Annotated in this window: 19 protein-coding genes; 2 read left to right on the forward strand and 17 right to left on the reverse strand. The window is 68.0% G+C overall.

Translation table 11 applies throughout. The annotated features are described in order from the left end of the window. Positions 1-97: 97 nt before the first annotated feature. Positions 98-874 (forward strand): LppX_LprAFG lipoprotein, encoded by a 777-nt coding sequence (locus ACIBK6_RS23680; RefSeq protein ID WP_399053316.1) that lies wholly within the window; start codon positions 98-100, stop codon positions 872-874. Between the two features lie 27 nt (positions 875-901). On the opposite strand, the gene ACIBK6_RS23685 is transcribed toward ACIBK6_RS23680, so the two are convergent. From ACIBK6_RS23685 to ACIBK6_RS23720, 8 genes are all read right to left on the reverse strand, one after another. After that, positions 902-2,134, reverse strand: a complete 1,233-nt coding sequence (locus ACIBK6_RS23685) for a hypothetical protein (protein WP_399053317.1) — start codon at positions 2,132-2,134, stop codon at positions 902-904. Then, positions 2,101-3,060 carry a hypothetical protein gene (locus ACIBK6_RS23690; RefSeq protein WP_399053318.1) on the reverse strand — a complete coding sequence of 320 codons (960 nt, stop codon included), beginning with the start codon at positions 3,058-3,060 and terminating at the stop codon, positions 2,101-2,103. Before ACIBK6_RS23690 ends, ACIBK6_RS23685 begins: the two co-directional genes overlap by 34 nt. Before the next feature lie 92 nt (positions 3,061-3,152). After that, positions 3,153-4,127, reverse strand: a complete 975-nt coding sequence (locus ACIBK6_RS23695; protein WP_399053319.1) for a hypothetical protein — start codon at positions 4,125-4,127, stop codon at positions 3,153-3,155. Then, complete coding sequence (locus tag ACIBK6_RS23700) at positions 4,117-8,166, reverse strand: hypothetical protein (RefSeq protein WP_399053320.1); 4,050 nt, start codon at positions 8,164-8,166, stop codon at positions 4,117-4,119. Before ACIBK6_RS23700 ends, ACIBK6_RS23695 begins: the two co-directional genes overlap by 11 nt. Before the next feature lie 285 nt (positions 8,167-8,451). After that, positions 8,452-8,970 (reverse strand): hypothetical protein, encoded by a 519-nt coding sequence (locus tag ACIBK6_RS23705; RefSeq protein WP_399053321.1) that lies wholly within the window; start codon positions 8,968-8,970, stop codon positions 8,452-8,454. A gap of 103 nt (positions 8,971-9,073) precedes the next feature. Further along, positions 9,074-9,673 carry a hypothetical protein gene (locus ACIBK6_RS23710; RefSeq protein ID WP_399053322.1) on the reverse strand — a complete coding sequence of 200 codons (600 nt, stop codon included), beginning with the start codon at positions 9,671-9,673 and terminating at the stop codon, positions 9,074-9,076. 72 nt (positions 9,674-9,745) lie between these two features. Next, complete coding sequence (locus ACIBK6_RS23715; RefSeq protein ID WP_399053323.1) at positions 9,746-10,174, reverse strand: hypothetical protein; 429 nt, start codon at positions 10,172-10,174, stop codon at positions 9,746-9,748. Further along, positions 10,174-10,398 (reverse strand): hypothetical protein, encoded by a 225-nt coding sequence (locus tag ACIBK6_RS23720; RefSeq protein WP_399053324.1) that lies wholly within the window; start codon positions 10,396-10,398, stop codon positions 10,174-10,176. The genes ACIBK6_RS23715 and ACIBK6_RS23720 overlap by 1 nt, the downstream gene beginning before the upstream one ends. Positions 10,399-10,694: 296 nt before the next feature. On the opposite strand from ACIBK6_RS23720, the gene ACIBK6_RS23725 reads away from it, so the two are divergent. Next, the gene (locus tag ACIBK6_RS23725) at positions 10,695-11,546 is read left to right on the forward strand and encodes a transporter substrate-binding domain-containing protein (RefSeq protein WP_399053325.1); all 852 of its coding nucleotides are present in this window, start codon (positions 10,695-10,697) and stop codon (positions 11,544-11,546) included. Positions 11,547-11,661: 115 nt separating this feature from the next. Here ACIBK6_RS23725 and ACIBK6_RS23730 read toward each other — a convergent pair whose 3' ends face one another. From ACIBK6_RS23730 to ACIBK6_RS23770, 9 genes are all read right to left on the reverse strand, one after another. Then, positions 11,662-12,192, reverse strand: a complete 531-nt coding sequence (locus ACIBK6_RS23730) for a hypothetical protein (protein WP_399053326.1) — start codon at positions 12,190-12,192, stop codon at positions 11,662-11,664. Between the two features lie 337 nt (positions 12,193-12,529). Beyond that, a complete protein-coding gene (locus ACIBK6_RS23735) occupies positions 12,530-13,387 on the reverse strand; it encodes a hypothetical protein (protein WP_399053327.1) in 858 nt (285 codons plus the stop codon). Between the two features lie 14 nt (positions 13,388-13,401). After that, entirely contained in the window at positions 13,402-13,869 is a 468-nt protein-coding gene (locus ACIBK6_RS23740) for a hypothetical protein (protein WP_399053328.1), read from the reverse strand. Between the two features lie 143 nt (positions 13,870-14,012). Continuing rightward, complete coding sequence (locus tag ACIBK6_RS23745) at positions 14,013-14,837, reverse strand: IPT/TIG domain-containing protein (protein WP_399053329.1); 825 nt, start codon at positions 14,835-14,837, stop codon at positions 14,013-14,015. A gap of 86 nt (positions 14,838-14,923) precedes the next feature. Next, entirely contained in the window at positions 14,924-16,225 is a 1,302-nt protein-coding gene (locus tag ACIBK6_RS23750) for a phage major capsid protein (RefSeq protein WP_399053330.1), read from the reverse strand. Positions 16,226-16,476: 251 nt separating this feature from the next. Then, on the reverse strand, positions 16,477-18,597 hold the full coding sequence (locus tag ACIBK6_RS23755) for a 2'-5' RNA ligase family protein (RefSeq protein WP_399053331.1): 2,121 nt from the start codon (positions 18,595-18,597) through the stop codon (positions 16,477-16,479). A gap of 59 nt (positions 18,598-18,656) precedes the next feature. After that, positions 18,657-18,872 (reverse strand): hypothetical protein, encoded by a 216-nt coding sequence (locus ACIBK6_RS23760; RefSeq protein ID WP_399053332.1) that lies wholly within the window; start codon positions 18,870-18,872, stop codon positions 18,657-18,659. Positions 18,873-18,883: 11 nt separating this feature from the next. Beyond that, positions 18,884-19,516, reverse strand: coding sequence for a hypothetical protein (locus ACIBK6_RS23765; RefSeq protein ID WP_399053333.1), 633 nt, complete (start codon positions 19,514-19,516; stop codon positions 18,884-18,886). A 61-nt stretch (positions 19,517-19,577) separates the two neighbouring features. Next, positions 19,578-19,853 carry a hypothetical protein gene (locus tag ACIBK6_RS23770; RefSeq protein ID WP_399053334.1) on the reverse strand — a complete coding sequence of 92 codons (276 nt, stop codon included), beginning with the start codon at positions 19,851-19,853 and terminating at the stop codon, positions 19,578-19,580. Positions 19,854-19,862 lie beyond the last annotated feature (9 nt).

Here is a 19,862-nt window from a genome sequence, read left to right on the forward strand (position 1 = left end):
GATTTCTGATTCCGGGTTGTCCCATGTTCGAGGCAGGCAAGACGCATCAGGCGACGCGGGCCCGACCAAGCAACGACCACGACCCTGGAGAGTTCCGATGCGCCGTCCCCTCGCGCTGGCCGCCATAGCCGTCGTGCTGTGCGCTGCCTGCACCCGCGTTAACGACCCGGATGCGCAGGAAGCCGTACAGAAGGCAGTTGACGCCACTCGGCAGACAAGTGCTCACATCAGCACCATGCTCGACCTCGCGGACGGTCTCGGCAAGAAGGCGCAGATCGCCACGGACGGCAGTTTCGACATGGCTGCCGACAAGGGCCGTATTGATGTCCAGCTCGTCCAGGGCCAGAACCGCGGCGACCTGATCTTCGCCGACGGCAAGATCTACATGCGCAACGTCGAGCCCGAGGAAGTGGACCACAGCTGGCTGTGGTCCAACCGCGACACCGCACAGGCCCACTACCTGTTCCGCGCGCCGAACAACGACCCGGAGCACACACTGCTCCAAGTGTCCAAGATGCAGAGCGTGCACTCCAAGGGCAAGGAGACCGTCAACGGCATCGAGGCCACTCGCTATGCCGGTGACCTCGACTACGACACGATGGTCCTGCGCATGGCCGCGGACACGCGAAAGAAGCTCGACAACGCTGTCAGCGAGTACCACGGCAGCGGCCGCAAGATGCCCTTCACTGCGGAGGCGTGGATCGACGGCCAGGGGCACTTGGTACAAGCGCGCCTCGCGATGAAGGACGCGGCGACGACCTACGCCCAGCTGACGATGACTCTCTCCGACCTCGGCAAGCCGGTCGCCGTGACGCCGCCGCCGGCCGACCAGACGAAGGTCGCTGCCGACAACCCCAACATCCTGACCGGTTGATCCGCAGGCACCGACGTGTCCGCCACTTCAGTAGTGGAAGCTGTCGGAGCGCTTGAGGTTGAGGACGCAGGTGCCGTCCGCACTGATCTCGTCTCCGACGATGCGGTGCCACACGTCGACGTCCCCCACCCAGGGAACGTGGACCTGGATCCGGATGTCGTCGCCCAACACCCACGCCCCGAACTGGGCGTTGGGGTGGTCGATGACCTGGATTGCGGGAATCTGGAGCGCCTGAGTGCGCCCGGCGATTTCCTGCTCGCCGCGGATCCGCAATGCCGAGTCCGACGAGAGGGTCTTGTCGGCGACGGTGGCCACTCGACGCAGTCGGCCGTCGTAGCGGTACACCTGGGCGCGGGCCATCGCGCGCCCCTCGCCCTTGCCGAGCACCATCACTTCGTTGGCGAACTCATCGCCCAGCCCCTCGGGTTTGGCGATGGCGGAGATGTTCTCGCCGTCAGCGAATCGCAGGTCGTAGCGTCGGCGGCCGAGGCGGGGGGTGCCCAAGCGTATTCGGTGCTCGATCTGGTTGCCGCCGTACGGGGACCAGTCGTGCGTCTCGACCCAGTCGAACGGGACGGTCTTTGCCAGGGAGTCGAGGGCAACGCCGCAGTCGGGGTGGTCCCACCAGGACAGTTGCCACGGGTCGGAGCCGTCTGCGGCCCCCAGGAGTTCGCCGAGGTTGTGTGTGTCGACGGTGACGCCAACGTCGCCGTAGGGCCGGGACTGGACGTGTGCCCAGATGCGGCGGAACCCTTCGAACGCGTCGATGCGGGGGCCGGTGTACGGCGGCGGCGGGGGCGGCACCTGCCGTTTCGGTTTTGAACCGTCGATGTAGCCGTCGTGGTTCTTGTCCTTTCCCGCATTCGGATCGGGCGGGGTGATCAGCTCGCCGGAGATCACGTGGTCCTCGAACGGGATGCCGTGCGCGTAGGTGCTCAGCCCCTCGCACTCCAGGCTCAGCTTGGGCCCGTCGAACCCCATCTTCGTGACGATGCCGCCCCACCGCAGATGCCCATCGACCTCCAGGAACAGCTTGGTGCCCCACTCTTGGATGATCGGCTTGCCGTCCGGGCCGAGCATGCGGGCGTATTCGGGCTCGATGGTGCCGCTCAGTGAACCCGGCCCGGACAGGGTCCGCTTGGGATTGCCACTCGGCGCCAGCGGCACGTCCCAGTCGATCACGAACGTGTCCAGCGCTCGCGCGGCGATGTAGCGCCAGGCGGCCGTCACCGCGGTGTCACCTCGGGTGCTTGCGACCATTCGACGTCCGCGATTGCCGTGGTGGCGATATCGGCCTGGAGCCAGCCGCGGTTCCGTTCGTCGAGCTGGATCATGGCTTCCAGCCAGAAGGAGTTGCCGCGGAAGATCCACGGAACCTGGATTGTGTCTGCGGAGATCATGTTGATGCGTGCTGTGGATGACTCGAACACCACGGACTGCCCCGACATGGGGCCGATACGGAATCCGCAACTGCCCCACACCGAGCCGTCGATCACCTGGGCCCCGGCCAAGTTCATGATGACGCGGGCCTTGGTGGCCCACTGAGGGACGGTGACCTGCCAGCGGGCGACGGGCGGCCACTGTATCCACTCGTTTCGGTTGCCGCCCCAGTTCTGATCACTGGTCGGCGACGCGGTGTAGATGTCCCGCTGCTTGCGGGGCTGGACCAGGGAGCGGCAGTCCGTGATCACCGCCTGGGTGATCGTGGTGGTGTTCGCCGGTATGTCGATTCTGGCCAGAGTGATCGCCGAATCGCCGGGACGGATCTGCCGCACGTCGGTGGTCGTGTTCGGGACACCGGAGATCACACGCGTGAAGATGAACGGGCCCGCCTTCGGGTCGGCAGGGAGCGGCCAGGTCTCCCCGTAGGAGTAGGGGTTTTCGACCCTGGCGACGATCAGATCCGAGCGGGCCGCCTGGCCCGTCGCCGCGATCGGAACCTCGTGTGTGGCAGGCAATCGAGCGGCATAGGCCTGATACGAGGCACCCACGGCCCGATTCAAGAGTGCGCACGCCCCCGGGGCGATCTGCACCGCGGCCGCCGGGGCGATCAGGGAACGCACCTGCAAGTCCGCGGTCCCCACGATTCCTTGAGAGCCGCCGAACGCCGCGTACGACATGAGGCGTGTGACCTCCGAGCTGTGCTCGGCCCCGCCCTCGACGAACCACGGAACGCTGTCCCACATGTGCTTTCCCTCCTGCTGACGACAGGCGGGCACTGTCCACGGCGAAGGCGGCTTGCGTCGCGGCCTGCCAAGGGCCGTATCGGCGCGCGGTGTCACAGGTACGTGTAGGCGTCTCGCCAGGCGACCGTCATGAACGACGACCCGGTGGCGTCGACGCCGCGAAGGACCAGGTCGTGGCGGCCAAGCGGGAGCTGCATGTTCTGCATCCGAGGAGTGTCGCGGCTGAGCGCTCCGGCGACTGAGCCGCCATTGTTGAGCAGCACCGTGCGGGCCCACGGCCGCGGGTCGATCGTGATCCACTCCCCGTCACGCAGTTTCCTGTCGAGACTGACGCGCCACCCGCGCTGACCGCCATTCCACAACTGCTCGTCGTCACGGAGCACCACTTCGCACGAAGGCTGGCTGATCGGGCCGTAGATCGTGATGACTGGCCACGCCGGCTTCGTGCCCTCGACCACCGCGGCCACCGACGTCTTCGCCGTGCTCTCACCGGTCATCGTCAGCGGCGTCCGCAGCGGCCCCGCCAGCCCCCGGTGCGGCGGCGGGTTCAGGTCGACCCGGACACTCTTCTCGACATCGTCATAGGCCACCCCGTCCACACAAGCGAAAGTGGTGACGACCGGCGTGTAGCCCTGGCGGGTGAGCCGCGACCCGGCAGGTGCCCACTTGCGGGGGCGGCCGTAGAAGCGGCGGCACCGTCCGCCCTGCACCGTGCGGAGCACGGCTGGAACTCCGAAGCGACCCCGTACTGCCTCGGCGTCCCAGACCCGGCCCATATCCGACAGTGCAGCCAGGTTGTGCCCGTGCCGGCCGGGCTGATCGGAGGCACTGTCGACGCTGTCCACACCGATCTCGAACGTGAGCGTTGCGGCTGCGCGGTAGTCCCTGCCGAGCCGCACGCCATCGGCCTGCGGCAGCGGCGTGTCGCCGGTGTCCGTATCGCCGTAGGCAATTTCGTAGGGCTCCAGCAGGTAGTACCCGCTCGCCGTCGTGCCGAAGACGAAGTCCGCCCCCGGGTGGAGCCCACTGGGCCCGTAGACCAGATTCCACTCACCCTCAGACAGCATGTGCGCCTCCTCGGCGGATACGGCGCAGCTCGAATAGCGCGTCGTTCAGGGCCTCGCCCGGGGAGATGGGAGCGCCGGTCATCGTCAGGTTCAGATCTCCGCCGACCAGGGCGCCGCCGCCCTGCGAAGCCAGGGGGCGGGAGACGCTGCTGCGGACGCCGCTCTGGCCCAGGGACATCGCGCCGTTGGCGTACTGCCGCAGGGCGCGATCGGGATAGACGACCGTCCCGCCGAAGTACCGTGCGACCCACGCGAGGATCTCCTCGGACCGTCTCCTCTTCGAGCTGGCCAGCGGGATATACGCCTCGCCGTCGGTCTCGGGCTCGGCCCACAGCCGCATCTCGCCCGCCCGGGCAACCTGGGCGATGTGCTGTTCGGCGCCATTCGCGAAGGCCCGAACGCGGCCAGTCATACGGCGGATGCCTCCGTCGGCAAACTTCACGATCCCGCCGTCCGCGTGCTCGGACACGTACGGGGTGCCCAGCGTCGAGTACCGGATGACGACGTTCACTTCCTTGCCGGTCAGGCTGTTGATCTTGCTCTGGATGTCCTGGACCTGCTGCAGAGGGGTGCCGGTAGGGGCGGTGATCCGGACGGTCTTGCCGCCGCTGTCGACGTTCTGGATCTTGTATCCGAGGTCCTTCAGGGCGTCCTGCGCCGTCGCGGTGGGCGCGGTCACCGCGATTTCCTTGCCCTTCATCGCCGCGACCTGGTTCTGGATGGAAGACAGATCCCCGACGGCCTGGTTGATGATCGCGGTGACCGTGACGTCCTTCTTGTTCGGGGCGTTCGCAATATCCGCGGCGAGCGCCCCGATGTCAGCGCGGGCACCCCCAGTCGGCGCGGTGATCGAGACGTTCTTCCCGCCCGGCAGGGCCGTGACGGTGAATCCGAGCGCCTCGATCTGGGCGCGCGCGTCGGCGGTCGGAGCCGTGACAGTGATGCTCTGTCCTTTGCCGAGGCCTTCGAGCTGGCCCCGCAGACTCAGGAACCCCGCGGTCGCCTCTGGAATGCCCTGAGTCGTCATGAGCGTGGTGATCGTGGCCGGGATGAACCCCATCTGATCAGCCAACGCCTTGGCCTCGGTGGCGTTCAGCCCCATGCCCTGAGCGAGCGCGATCGCCTTGGCGCGGGCGTTCTCCATCGCGCCCTGACTCTTCTGCATCGCCTCCGACATCGGCATGAGGCCCTGCTCGGCAGCTTCCTGGGCGCGGGTCGCCACCCCCAGCATCGAGTTCCGCAGGTCGGTGAGCTGGGAGTTCAGGTTCTGACCGTTGCGGGTGGCGGTATTGACGAAGCCGTCGCTGTCCACGAGGGCCTTGCCCCAGCCCTGCGCCTTGTCGATGGAGCCGGCCAGGGTGTCGTCGATGGTCAGCATCTGCTGGTTGAGCCGGGCGGTGGCGTCGTGGAACGACTCGGTGTTGCCGGTCAGCGCGTCCATCGCCCGCTTCAGGGACTCGACGCGCTCGTCTGCGCTCTTGGTCTTGTCGCTGAAGCCCTGGACGGCGGCCTGGAGCCGGTCGTACGCGCCCGTGCCAGTGGACCCCGACTTGTTGACGGCGTCGGCCAACTCCTTCTGCTTAGCCTGACCTTTCTCCAGCTCGCCGCGCACAGTGGACAAGGCCTCCTTGGCGCGGATCGCGGCCAGGCCTTCGTCATCCCATACCTGTACTCCGTATGCGGTTTCTTTGGCTGAACGCCTGTGGCTGTCGGCGGTGGCCTGGAGCTGCTTCTCCAGGTCCTTCAACGTGACGCCCTGCCCGAGGTAGGCATTCGTCAGGGTGCCCAGCGTCACGCCCGCCGTGCGCATCCTGTCGACCAACTTGCCCTTGCCGTTGGCGAGTTCCGTCTCCTGAAGGATCTGCGCCGCCTGGGCGCGGACGTTGGCGTCGATCACGCCGCCGGACGCGGACAAGGCCTGGGAGAGGGAGTTGACCCGCTCCTTGTGTGCCTGCGTGGCGCGGGCGGCGGCTTCTTGGCGGGTGGCCAGGAAGCCAAGAGCGAGCGTGACCCCGGTGATGGCGATACCGAGGGGGCCGCCAAGCGCGGCGACCATGCCACCCGCCGCATTGGAGACGACCCTGTTCGCTGCGCCGATACCGCGCAGGGTGCCGGTCAGGCGGCCCCCGTCTGCTGCCGCTCCCCGGTACGCGGCCCCCATGCGCTGCCATGTCGTGATGTGCGGGCCCATCACTCCGGGTCCCAGCTCGCCCCGCATGGTGGTACCGAGGGAGTTGAAAGACGTTCTCGCCGTGGAGACGGAGGAGACCGCCGATGCGCCGAAGGTGCGCAGCATCCCGGTGACCATGGTGATCACCTTGAGCGCGAGCATCGTGCCGAGGAGCGTGGACAGAGCGGTGTTGGCGCCCGGCACCACTCTCATGAGCTGGTTGAAGCCGGAGAGCAGGCCATTGAAGACAGTGAGCAGGAAGCCAAGGCCCGTCCCGGCTCCGGCGAGGTTGGCGAAGGCGGTCGCCAGGTTCGAGACGACGGCGACGACCGCAGGGCCGATCGACTGGCCGATGGCGGTGAAGACCGAGCCGAGGGCCGGCATCAGCTGGGTGCGGATCTGCCGGATCAGATCGGTGATCCCACCGTCCTTGGCGGCGCGCCCGAGCCCGCGTACGAAGTCCCCGACGAGCGCGTTCAGTTCATGGAAGCTGCCGGACGCGTCGCTGAAGAACTGCTTCATCGCGTTCTGGCCAACCTTGCTGTTGGCCCAGCGATTGAAGCGGGTCATCGTGCCCTCGAACCCGTCGAGGAGCGCGTTGCCGGAGTCCTGGGCTGCGCGGCCGACGCCGCCCAGCCCCTTGACCAGGTCGCGGGTCGAGCGGCCTAGCTGCTTCGCCTTCGTGCCCGCGTGGTCGAGGAAGCGCGCGAGCGACCCAGTCTCCCGCCCGGCCGCCACGGAGGCCCGCGTCCACTGCGCGAACCGCTCGACTCCCTTGCCGACCCGTTCGGTGAACGGGCCGGAGGCCACCATGAAGTCGAGGGTGGCCCGGCCCAGACTCCCCATTGAGCGGGTGACACTGCCGAGGACCTTGGAGCTGGTACCGGCAACCGTCTGGAAGTCCCGGCGGAAGGGGCCGGTCTGCATGAACTCGGCGCCCCGCTTGACGAGGTTGCCCATCTGCCCGGCGGCATCGCCGAGGCTCGACGACAGGAGCGGGAACACCACCTTCGCGGCGGGCTTGACCTCCCCGACCAACTTGGAGAAGAAACGTTCCTGCACACCCTTGCGAACGCCCCGCCAGGCATCGCCGAGACCGACCACGTCCCGCGCGACCTTGCGGGCCGACGGGGACAACTCGTCGAGAGACTGCTTGAGCTGCGCCTGCTGGGACTTGGTGAGCTTGCCGCCGGCCGCAAGCGTCTGCTCCGCCTTGGCAGAGTTCTTCACCGCGTCCGTGAAGCCGCGGAACGCGAGGATCGTGCCGAACGCCGCGGTACCCGTGGCCGCGATCAGGCCGGGTATTGCGCCGAGCACGCCAACCGCTGGGGCCGCCGCGGACACCAGGGCGGTCAGCCCGGCGCCGTACTGGACGAGGGCGCCGACGGCAGGCTGGAGGACCGAGACGAGGGACCCGATGCCCAGCATGCGGATCACGCCGCGGCCCCGCCGGGGCATGCGCATCTGCACCGGCACGCTGACCGGGTTGCGGTCGGCTTCGTCCTGGGCCCCTCCGATCAGGCCACGCAGGCGGGACCGCAACCCGCCGCCACGGGCATTGTCGCCGTCCGGGCGTACCGGGATCCGGACGTCCGTGCTGGCGAGGCGGCGCGCCATCGCGTCAACCTCGGCGCGGAACCGGTCCTTGCCGTCGACCTTGACCTTGATCTTGGCACTGACGCCCTTGGACGCCTCCTTGACGGCCGCCTCAAGCTTGTTGCGGAGGTCCTTGGCGGAGACCTTGACCTTGACCTTGACGGCCAGCCCCGCGGCGGCATCCTCGACCTTGGTGCGGAGCTCGCGCACGAACCCGGCGAGGTCGGCGACGACCGGCACGTCAAGCCGGCCAGCCTGCAGGCCCTCAGCCACTGCGGACCATTCCTCTCTGCATCGCGGCCGCGAGCATCTGCCGGTGCCCCGTGGATGGTGGGGCGGGCTGCGGCTGCGAGCCGGGCCGCCGGGGTGCGGCAGTCGCGGCCGAGTTGTACGGGCGAGGGATGGACTTGGGGGCATCACGTCGCCGGTCGGCGGCCAGAATGCTGATCTCCTCGATCAGCTGCGCCAGGAGTTCCGTTTGTACGGTCCACCCGTCGACGGGGGCGGACTTGACTCGGGATTCCTCGGGGAGGCCGTCGATCAGGACGATCAGACGCCTCAGTCCGATGAAGCCGGGCTCTCCTGGCTCGCGCCAGATTCCTCGGGCGTCGAGCCCGTGGTGGAAGCGGCTGAGGTCGGACTCGACGTCTCCCCACTGTTCGCGGAGGAGCCGCCCAGTCCGAAGAGCTTTCCCAGGTCGACTCCGTAGACCTTGGCCAGGCCGATCGTGAGGCGGACGTAGTCCGGGAAGGAGGGGGCCAGGTCCGCGAACCGCTGGTACTCCTCGTCGCCGAGGAGGGAGCGGTGGATGTCGTAGATCGCGTCGACGAACTGGCGCGGCAGCTTGGGCCGCTTGAAGGCGAGTTCGATGACGGTGGCGGCCGTCGGGTTCTCGGTGGCGGCGAAGATGTCGCCGAGCAGGCCGATGAGGTCCAGGTCGTCGGAGAGCAGCGGGTCCAAGGATGCGGCCGGCAGCTCGGCGGGGAAGAGGAACTGTTCGCCGCGCAGCAGGACGGGAATCCCGTTGGGGTACTGGACTTCGCGGCGCTCGGCATCCAGGTCGATGACGAAGGACATGGCAGGCGGACCTCTCGTGTATGCGGGCTGAGTCGCGGGGTGCGGCAGCGCGCGGACACTGGCAGGCGCAGGCGCCTTGTGTCGCACGCTGCCGCGCGAGGGGTCAGCCGCCGGCCGGGGGTGCGGGCGGCGCGAACGCGTTGTCGTCGGTGATCACGTACCAGGCGTCGGTGTCGTCACCGCCCTGCACCGCGAGCCGCAACGGCAGCACGGCCTCCTTGGTCTTGGCGAGTTCGGTGTTCACGCCTTCCATCTGCATGCAGCGCGGCACCATGTACCGGTAGTGCTTGCCGCCGTCGACGACCTCAATGCACGCGGCGATCTCGGTGCGGCTACCGATCCTGGGCGGCACGAATTTGAAGTGCTTCTTGGTGTCGGCGGCGGTGACCGTGGTGATCTCTCCGCCGCCGTACACCGCCTGGAAGTTGGGCCCGGACCACTGCTGAAGATCGACCTCGATCGTCGACGCGTCCTGGGTTTGGAAGGTGCGGGTCGGGAACGAGGACTGGGCCGAGCGAACCTGCTCGAAGTTCGGCTCGTTGTTGAACTTGAGCGAGTCCTCGGTGGTCAGGCCCACGGATCGCCAGCCCGATGGCATGACGACGGTGGCGTCGGCCGGCGCGGTCGTGCCGACGGCGGCCAGCCACACGCGAGTGAGTGACGGAATGACAATTTCGTTGCTGTTGGCGCTCTCGCCTGCCATGGCGGCTTCTCCCTGGGGTCCAGTGATCGACTAGCTGAACCATGGGGAGAGCACGTCGTTAGCGTCGCGTCCTCACGGGTGAAGGGTCACCAGCAGGCCGAGGAGCCAGCGCGGTTGCCCGTCGACGAGCGGTGACCACACGAGCGTTCCGGATGGGCGGATGCCGCTGATGATGGGCTTCCCGGGAGCCGAGGGCGCCTCGACGATCTCCGTGGCCGCGGCCGCACACACCAGGAGGATGCGCCGCAGCTCGGCTTGGCCCGGCCAGCCGCCAGGATCGCCGTACACCTCCAGCGTCACCTCCGGCGTGGTGGCCCACGTGAGGTCACGGAGATCACCGCCGGGGCCGTGGGCGACGCGTAGGTGGGGCCACGGTGCTTCGGCGATGCCGGAGACCCGGCCGGGCCCGCCGAGGGCGTCGGCGGTCCTCGGATGTGTCCGGAGCCAAGCGAGGACCGCCGAGACCGGATCAGCGTCGGCGAGTTGATAAGGACCGGTCATCAGGAGCGGGCCACATAGCCCTGACGACGCAGTCGCCGCGCATAGTCGCTGGGGACGCGGACCTTCGAACCTGGCACAAAGTCGGCGCCCTCGATGCGCAGATGATGCGAGAGGACGATGGACTCCATCGGTTCGAGGATGTTGGCAGAGGGGACGTTCAAGATCTTCTCCTCGGCCGCTTCCTGGGCATCGGACGTCTTGGCGGTGGTGTTCTTCGTGGTCATGGCGCGCACTGTGCGGGCCTGCCCGGCTTATGTCGCGTCGTGCGCGAAGCCTTGAGCAGTTGACCCTCGCGTTGACCGGAAAGTTTGGCCACCTGGAGCTGCTCGCGCCGAATAGACGGCTAGGGCGCGGCTAGGGCCTGGCCGAGGGGTCTGGGTAGATCTGTTGCACGGGCCTTGGTTCGCATGTGCGAGGGCATGGCGACTCAGCCATGGGGGCGTGTTCGACGCGGGCTGTACGTCGCGGGGCGTTGAGTGGATCATGAGGCGTCATGTGCAGTCAGTTAGGGAGGTCAGGTATGGGTTCGGTCGGTAGTCTCGGGGCGCCATCAGACACTTTGGCGAAGATCAGGGACACGGGGTACATACAGATCGGGCATCGGGAAGGACTGTTCCCTCTCGGGTACTACGACCAGATGGGCCAGCCGGTCGGCTACGCGATCGACTTGGCGCTACGGGTGGTGGAGGCGGCGAAGGCCGAGCTGGGCATCCCTGAGCTGAAGGTCCGCTATGTCCCAGCGACCCCGCAGAATCGAGTACAGCTGGTACAAAAGGGCATGGTGGACCTTGAGGCGGGATTGACCGCTCACACCATCGAGCGGGCGCAGCACGTTGACTTCTCCACCACGGCCCTGCTCTCTGATGTGCGTCTTCTGACCCGAGTCGACTCCCCGGTCAGCGACTGGTCAGAACTCAAAGGCACGGCTGTCGTGACCACGGCCGGGACAATGGGCGAGAGTGAAGCCAGGAGCCTGAACGACAAGCAGGGCCTGGGCATGACGATCATCGCTGCAAAGGACGCCCCTGGTGCGTTCCAGATGCTGGAGGGCGGTCGCGTCGTTGCGTGCATTGGCCGCGACGCCGTTCTGGCCGGCATGGCCCTCCGCGCCCGGCAGCCCCAGTCCTGGCGCGTCGTCGGCACGCCTCGGGCACGCGGGGCCATGGCCCTGAGCATGCGCAAGCGTGACGACCAGTTCGGCATGCTGGTCAACCGCACTATCGCGGACCTCCAGCTCTCCGGCGAGGCCGAGAAGCTCTACAACAAGTGGTTCGCTTCGCCGTTGCCACCCAAGGGCCGCAGCCTCGACCTGCCCCTCAGTGACGAGATGCGGAAGCTGTACGCCGAACCCAACAGCACTCCACTCACCTGACCCCGACGTCCAAGCAGTTCCACCGCCTCAAGAACCGTCCGGCGGATATGAAACGATCCGCCGATGGGCCAACCGTTGCGACTCGTCCGGCACAGGCCCTAAGGCAGGCCCGGGCTCATCGGCGGGCGGCGACGATCGCAGTGGCCCTAGCCATGAAGTGGGCGCCGTCCACAGCGAGGTTGCCGGGATAGACGGTGCCGACTTCGGCTTCGACGACCATCGGCCCGCGGACGGTGACGGTCACGGTGACCTTCTTACCGGCGATGATCGGCTGTCCGGTGGTGATGTTTCGAGCGATGCCCTGGGGGTCGACCGTCGTCGTGCACCGGCAGTTTTTCAAGTTGGCGACGGCGCGGGATGACTGGTCGCGGGGCTGGAGCATGTACGTGCTCTGGCCCGCACCACGGTGCCGGCGGTCCCAGTCCATGGAGTTGACGGTGAACCGCAGGTTGCCCGGCACGATCTGCCCTTGTGCTGCGGCGTGGGTCGGGCGGACCTGCTCGTCGGCTACGGTGATCCACCGCTTGGTGGGCGGCGCGAGCCGCTTCGCCTCGACTTCCACCTGGTGGGCGATGCGCTGCACGTGCGGCGCGATCATTTGCAGGAGCAGCGACTCCAGGGCGGGGTTGGGGGTGAACTTCGCCAACTCAGGGGACTTCCACCGGGTTTCGGGTTGCGGTGACCTGTATGTAGTCGACTGCCGGGCAGTCGGGCACGCGGTGGATGCGGGCGGTAGTGACGGTCCAAGACGTGCCCGTTTCGTCGCTGACGGTGTCGCCGGGCTTCATCGGCCAGGCGGCCGGGTCGAGGCGTAGGGACCATGTGCCGTCGGGCTGCTCTTGAGCCGCGCCGGGCCAGGTACCGCGAGGCTCGGGGCGGCGGGTGGGATCCGGTGGGACAGGAACGCCGTTGTCGTCCCTGTCCCAAGGGTGTTCGAGGACGCAGAGCGTCAGGCGACGGTTCGGCAGAACGACGGCCATCGTTCAGCGCCAGCCTGCTCGGTTGGACGAGTACGGCCACGGGGCGCGGTGAGGGGCCACAACCCGCTGGAACGTCAGCCGACGCAGCCGCTTGAGGGAGTCGATTGTGGGCAGGGCCCCGGCCTGGCCGGTCTGTGGGGCCGTCTCGTAGGACACGGACTGGCCTTCGGCGCTCACCGAGGACACTCGTCGGCCTCCACCGTCGTGGTCCGGACGCTGCCGGATCGACTCGGCGGCGTGCGCGACGACGTAGCGGACGAGTGGTTCCTCCTGGGCGCCGTTCAGTCCGACGAGGAGGTCCACGTCGTACGTGCCATCGGCGTTGGCGCGGTAGGTGATGACCTCGGCGAGATCGTCGGGGCCGGCAGGCCAGGCGTCGATCTCGTCGAGTGGCTGCGCCCAGCGCGGGGTGACGGCCCGCAGGGTGGTCACGCGCGGGATCACGGGGCGGTTGAGGTAGGCGGCGACGTCGGCCTGGGCGTCGCGCAGAGCCTGTTCGTACGCGGCGCGCTGGGCAGAGGTGAGGGGGAGGGGGACGCCGAGTGCATCGGCAACGGATTCCGGCGACCCGATCAGGCCCTGCCCGAGTGGCAGGTCGAGGCGCACGGAGGTGTCCGTGACCGACTGCTCGCCCGCGCTGGGGGTGAAGGTGACCGTGCCCCAGTAGCGCCCCGGCGCGAGTGTGGGAAGGGTGAACCGGTATACGCCGGGGCGGAGCCGGACGGCGGGGGTGGCCGAGGTGACGACCGTTCCGTTGCGCTCGGGGGTTGCGTACAGGTCGAGTCGTGTCACCTCGCCTCCGGCCAGGGCGGGGTCGTAGTGCGCCCCGGCCCACGTGGGTTGGTGGTCGTAGACGGACACCCGTATGCCTCCTCTTACTGGTTGCTGTCGGCAGTGCGTGCGGCCTGGGCGGCGAGCCGTTCCGTGATGCGGGTGGCGATGTGCTCGGAGACCGAGGCGCCCTTGGGCTGAAGCAGGCGAACGACGGGGGTGCGGTGCGGGCCAAGGAAGGTTCGCTCCACCAGGCGGACGGTGCACTGGAGGGTGGAACCGTAGGGGGTGAGCGGCACGAATACGGCGTCGAGGTCGGCCGGCGGTTGCCCGGTGGAGTCGTCGAGGATGACGTCGGACAAGTGGTCCCCGTCCGGGATGACCTCGGTCGGCGTCACATACAGGCTGGGGGCGGGTGGTTCAGGTGCCTCGTCGACGCGCGGCGGCTCCAGTGGAGCGGCGTCGGGTGCGGCTGGGGTCTTGTCGGCATCGAGGGCGGGGACGGCCGCCTCTGTCTCGGGGGTGTCCTGAGCCTTGGTGGCTGTGGCCTTACGGGTGCGGGTGGCGGCCATGTGGTGGCTCCTTGAGCAGTGTGGGTCTGGTCGCGCGCACCCTGTACACGGGGCCGGGTTTGTGTCGTGCGATGCGCTCGGGTGGTGGGATGGGCGGGCTTGGGGGCGCCGTATTGCAGCTGAGGCGCCCCCGGCGCGGCGTACTAGACGTAGGTGAATCCGTTGGGCTTGGCGACTGAACCGCTGTCGTCGACGATGGTCACCGTCACGGGTCCGGCTGTGCCGGACGGGGTCTTCACGGTCAGTTCACCCGCCGACCGGATCTGCAACTCAGTGCCTGCAGTGCTGCCAAAGGTGATGGCGGAGATGCCGTCGAGGTTGTCGCCCTTGATGGTGATGGTCGTGTCACCGGCCGCAGGGCCATTGGCCGGGCTGATGCTGGTGACGGTGGCCGGGGCGAAGAGGCGGTCGATGACGGAACGCAGTGCGATGGTCCCGGCCGGGTACAGGAGGAACCGCTTGGATCCCTCTGGCTGTCCGTCGCCGCGGCCGTACGGCTCGGAGATGTAGATGTCCTGGGTGATGCGTACGGGTGGGTCGTCGAGTGCGGCGGCGGGCACCTCGGCCTTCGTGATGCGCGTGCCGTCCTGCCAGTAGAGGCCCATGAGTAGTCCTTCCTCGGGTGCGTTGATCGGGGAAGGGTGGGCGCTGCTGCGGGTTACGGTCGCGTCCTGGGTTTGCACGACAGGCCGTCCCGGCGTGCACCGGCAGCCGTTGGCTTCGCTGCGGCGGCGGTGGCGGGCCACTGTGTACGCAGTGATCGCATGGCCGTGCTGGCTGAGTACGGTGGCGATGGCCGTGGCCGGGACAGTCGGGGTGTCCAGGATGCGGCGGAGCGTCGCCGCGGTCTCCTGATCGGTCTCCGCCAAGAAGGCGCCGACACTGCAGGGCGGACCCTTGCGGGGGGCAGGCGCGTCGGTGAGCGCCTCCAACTTCGCGGTCATCCCAACGAATTGCTTCTCAATCACCGGCGTTCCTCCATGTCTCGACGTGCAGTAGTGGACGAGGGGAGGACAATTCCGTGATTCCGGGAACCTCCTCCCCTCGGGGGAAATCAGCCGGTGGGCTGAGTCCACGACCCGATAACGAAGGACTCCGGTCGGGGAATCTCCAGGGCAACCCGCTCATCGGCGCGGAACGTGATCAACCCCTTTTCGAAATTGTCCGCATTCTCGCTGGAGACGGTTACCGAAACATTCTCTCGGTCGTGAAGCTGGGCACCCAGTCCGAAGGCGCCGACGAGGAAGTCAGTGTCGGCCATCGCCGTGGTTTCGACCACGTTCAGGCGCCACACCTTCTTCTCTGCTCCAACTGCGATCTGCAGCGCCACGCGGAACGCTCCAGTCTTGTCTTCTTCGACCTCGACGTGCTCCCACATGCTCGGGCTCAGCACGATTCCGGTCGGCTCGTACTCGGCCAGAAGCGCCTTGGTGATGCTGCGCCTGATCTGCACGCTGTACTGGTCGCTGGGGAGCCCCTTGTACTGCTGAACTCCCGGAGTATTATAAATTCCGGTCAGAGACTGGCCGTCGCCAACCGAATGCAGAAGGTCCCAGTCTTCCTGATACTTGACGCCCTCAACCATGCGGGTGTTGATAAAGGTCTTGAGTCGCGGCTCGTCGCTCAGAATGTTTTTATGTGCGTCCAAAAGGTGCGCAATTTCGCTGACCGGATACATCACCGGGACGAGCGAGAGCTTCGAGCGCGGCGCCCGCCCCCACGTATCGGTCTCGGCTCCTGTAGCAGGACTGGTGCCGTCGGCGGCGTAACGTTCCTTCACCTGCCGGGCGTTATTGGTCCAGCCGGTCTCACGCGCGCCATAGAGCACGGCCTGCTTCGTGGAGGACTTGGGGAACAGGTCCCGGATGTGGAACTTGCGATAGGCCCGCTCGGCGATTCCCAGGTTCTGAGCCGAACCGAGAGTCTGGTGCGTCACCGTGCCGGCCGAGAGCGAGAAGATGCTCTTGCCTTCCATCTCGGCTCGCAGGTAAGGCCGGTCACGGAAGCCTGCCTGGGACGCGTTCTGGAAAGCGTCGGACTCGACGAACAGGTCGCCCAGCGACTTCTCCTCCATGGCGGCCTGCGGGGAGCGCCCGTAGTGCAGCCCCGCCGTAGGCGGGCTGTCGGGGGCATCGAGGTACTGCTTGATCTCGTGCCAGCCCTCGGCGTCGGCGATGAGCTGCTTGATTTCCATCGCGTCGGCGGACACCTTCTTGAAGGCGGTGGCCTGTTCGGTGGTGACGACGAAGCCGCCGTTGTCCTCGACCTTGAACGCCTGGCTGATCCGCTCGGCTTCGGCGGACTTCTCGGCGAGCTGGGTCTTGAGACTCTTGAGGAGGCTCTTGTTCTCAGCCATTGCGGGGCTGCTCTCCCTGGTGCTGGGTGCGGTTGACGTGCGTCGCTCGCCCGGCCAGCACCGGGACGACCCGACAACGCGGGTTATTTGAGAGAGCGGGAGTGCCTAATGTCGCGTGCTGCCGTTCCCCGGGAGGCGGGGAGCGGCAGCACATGGGCTCTGACCTGCTGTTTTGTTGTGTTCTGCGGGCGTGGTCGCCGATTAGGTGGGTGCGGCCGGCGCCAGGAGTGAGGCTGAGTCGCGGGCGTGAACTACCCCTGGATCGCGGCGAGCTGGGCTTTTACCTCGTCGGCATCCAGACACACCGTGTCCTCACCTCCGCCCTCGTCCACGTCCTCACCGCCCTCGTCGTCGTCCGGCTCGGGGAGTTCGGGCAACGCGTCATGCGGTTCGTCCCACAGGTCGATGCCGCCGCCCGGGGGCGGAACCGGGGAGGGCTGCCCGCTCTCGTCCTGGTCGTCGTCGAGCGGCATGTCGAGGCCCTTGGACGCGAGTGCGGAGAGGAGTTCCCCGACGGTGGTCCGTACGGGCTCCAACTGTTCGACGTCATCGGCGGCGTGGATGCGGACGGTGGCGTCGGCGAGAGCGCGGAGGGTCGGCTGTACAAGGCGGGTGTCCGTCGCCTCGTCGGTGGTGGCCTCGCGTGCCGGCCCCTGGTCGGGGATGACGACGGTGGTCAGCGCGACGGGCTGCGGGGTGCCGAGGGAAACTTCGGGCCCGGTCGTCTCGTACGGGACCGCATAGGTGACTGGCTCGGCACCGTGCTGGTGGACCGAGACGATTGTGCGGTCGGGATAGGTCGCCTCTACGCAGGCCCAGGTGTTGTCGTCGGCGGCGAGGAGGCGGCGTACGGCCTGCGTGACGCGCTCGCTGATCTGCTCGTAGGAGTCGGGGAGCGGCTGGATCTGCGGCACGGGGGCTCCGGTCGGGTCGGCGACGATGCGGGCTTTGGCTTCAAGGACGGCGGTGCGGGCACTCTTACTCTCGGCCGCGTGGGTGGCGGGATAGATCCCGAGAGCGTCGCGGTGCCTCAAGTTGCAGTAGCCCTTGGCGTTGTCGGGACTCATGTGGCGCCCTGCGACCGAGACGCACCGGTCGAAGTCCTCGGGGGTGCCCCAGGCGATATGCGTGGCGCCTTCGCCGCGGACGTACCAGTGGCGGAGCTGCTCGGCATCGCCGCGATTCTTGTCGAGGCCGCCTGCGGCCTTGGCTTCCAGAACGGCGGCTCGGGCCGACTTGGCTTCCGGGCTCGCTCGCATTCCAAGATCATTTTTGTCCCATTGCGTGAGCCTGGTGCTGGGCGCGGCGGGTGGGCCGGTGAGACGGATAGGGGTGGCGTCTGGGCCGCGTACCACGTGCACCGTGTCGAAGGCGACTGGGGTCGCGGGCACGGGCGGCACGTCGTCGGGCAGGTCGTAGCCGAGGGTGACGTGCGGGCTGAAGCCGTGGCTGGTGCTCACCGCGCCGGACAGGGGCGAGGTGGCCAGTGACTGTGTGATGCGGTCGCGCAGTTCGTTCAGGCCCGGTATGTCGACGGGCACGAACACGGGCTCGCCGGCGCCCGAGTCGGGGAAGCGGCCGATGCCGCCGATCGTCCCGGAGAGCGGCTGAGCGTCCTGGAGCACGTTGGCGACGATGCTGCTCAGGTCGTCGGGATGGCCAGGGAGTTGGTCTGCGTCGCCGAGGTAGGCGAGGGTGATGTGCAGGTCCCGGGCAGCCGTGCCATCAGGGTGGACGATCCGCTGGGCGGCGTCCGGTGGCAGATAGAGGGCGACCATGACGCCTCGGCCCACCTGGACTTCGGCCGACTTGACGTCGAGGTACCCGCCGGACGCCGTCGTCTTGTGTTCCAGCTCGATGGCGCCGGGGTCGGACTTGACCTCCAGGCTCCGGGTCATTGGGTGGGCGCCGTGCAGCACCGGGGAGATCTCGTACAGGTCGAGCTTGTGGATCACACGGACGCCGTCGGAGCGCTTCGTCGCCCCGGAGGGCGGGACACGGTAGCCGATGGAGAACTGGGCCTCACCGTGCTCGTGCCACTGGCGGACCTGCTCGTACACGTCCCGGCCACGCTGCGTACGCAAGTTGAACTGGATGGTCGCGACGAGCGCTCCGGCGGCGGCGGGCCAGTTCGGAATCTCGGCGAACCGGGCGTCGCCGGGCTGCCATTCCTCGATGTCCAGGACGACACCGATCGGCTTCTGCCACTCGTGGTGCCAGACCGTTTTCACGGGCCGGGTCGCCAGAGTATGGGCGAACGCACCGGGGACGATCAGGTCCGCGACCTCATCGACGACGCCAGTGACGGCGAAGATGGCCCGGCAGATGCCCTTGCGGGACACCGGGGATCGGGACGTGGGGGCAGTCGGCACGGCGGGGAACCTCCGGCGGATGGACAGTAGGCCGCCGGGACCGTGCCGTGCCCGCCGGGCTACTGTCCTGTGCTCGCCTGCCCCGGCCCGGGAGCCGCCGCCTCGGCCGCGGTGCGGGCCTCCACCCATCCCCTGGTCCAGTAGCGCGCGCCGAACTGCTGCTCGGGGTCGGGGCTGTATTGGTCGTAGGGGCACGCGTCGGAGGGGTCCCCGGCGGCATGCGCGACCTTGCCCTCGTTGAGGAGCGCCAGATAGGTCTGGCGGTTCAGGTCCACCGGTACGGCTCCTAACTCTGCCTCTGCTGGGGCGGGAACAACGGGTCCTGCCCGCCACGTTCGGCCGCCTGTTCTCCGCTGTCGCCCTGGGCGCGGCTGTGGGTGCGGGTCATCTGAGCATCGTCGACGTCGATGGCCCACACGTCCGGGTCGCTGTAGCGCCAGACCTGGCCGGTGGCATCCCGGACCCACCCGGTCAGTGTGCCGTCCGGCGCCTGATCGAGCCACGCCTCCTCCCCGTCGGCCCCCGTGTAGGCAGCGAACGCGTTTGCCGGGTCGGTCTCGTCGCCCTCGTCGTACATGTCGCCGGACCACGGGCGGGCATCGTCCTCTTCAGGGGGCGGCGCCTGCCCGCTGTCGTCGGCCGCTGGGTCGCTGCCGCTCTCTGGAGAGGCTGGCTCGGCATCCTGCGGGGCGCTCGGATCACCGGAGTTGGTCTCGGTGCCGTCGCTGTTGTCCTGAGCAGCGGGGCCCTGCTCTGCTTCGCCGCCGGTGCCGGGTGCTCCCGGCGGGGCGTCGGCCTCGATGTCCTCTGCCGAGCCCGCGTCCACTGTGTCCTCGGGCTTGGTGTCCTCGTCTTCATCGTCCACGAACGGCTTGCCGCCCTTGGGGAGTGCCTTGATGGCGAATCCGTATCTGGTCACGTGCCGCAGGGTGGGGTGGCCGTGGGCTTAATGTCCTGTGCCAACTGCGGTCACAAGATCATCAATCCAATGGTGCAAGCCGGGCTGGGCCCTCCGTCCTCTCGCCCGACTCGACGACGTTGCTGTAACGACGAAGGACGGCGAGAACCGACTTCTCGTCATCGCCAATCACGGTGCGCAGGGGGCCTGCCGGCGTCAGCAGGATCGACTCGCCCGCGTGCAGCTCGACGAGGGCCGCCGCGCGGGCAGAGCCGATGACCGGCCGGTCCGGTTCCCCGGTGACCTGCACCTGGTAGGCGGACCCGTCGTCGAACCGGCCGGTGACGGTGAGCGTCATCGTCGTCTC

It is taken from the genome of Streptomyces sp. NPDC050485 (assembly GCF_044458185.1).
In the GTDB taxonomy this organism is placed as follows: domain Bacteria; phylum Actinomycetota; class Actinomycetes; order Streptomycetales; family Streptomycetaceae; genus Streptomyces.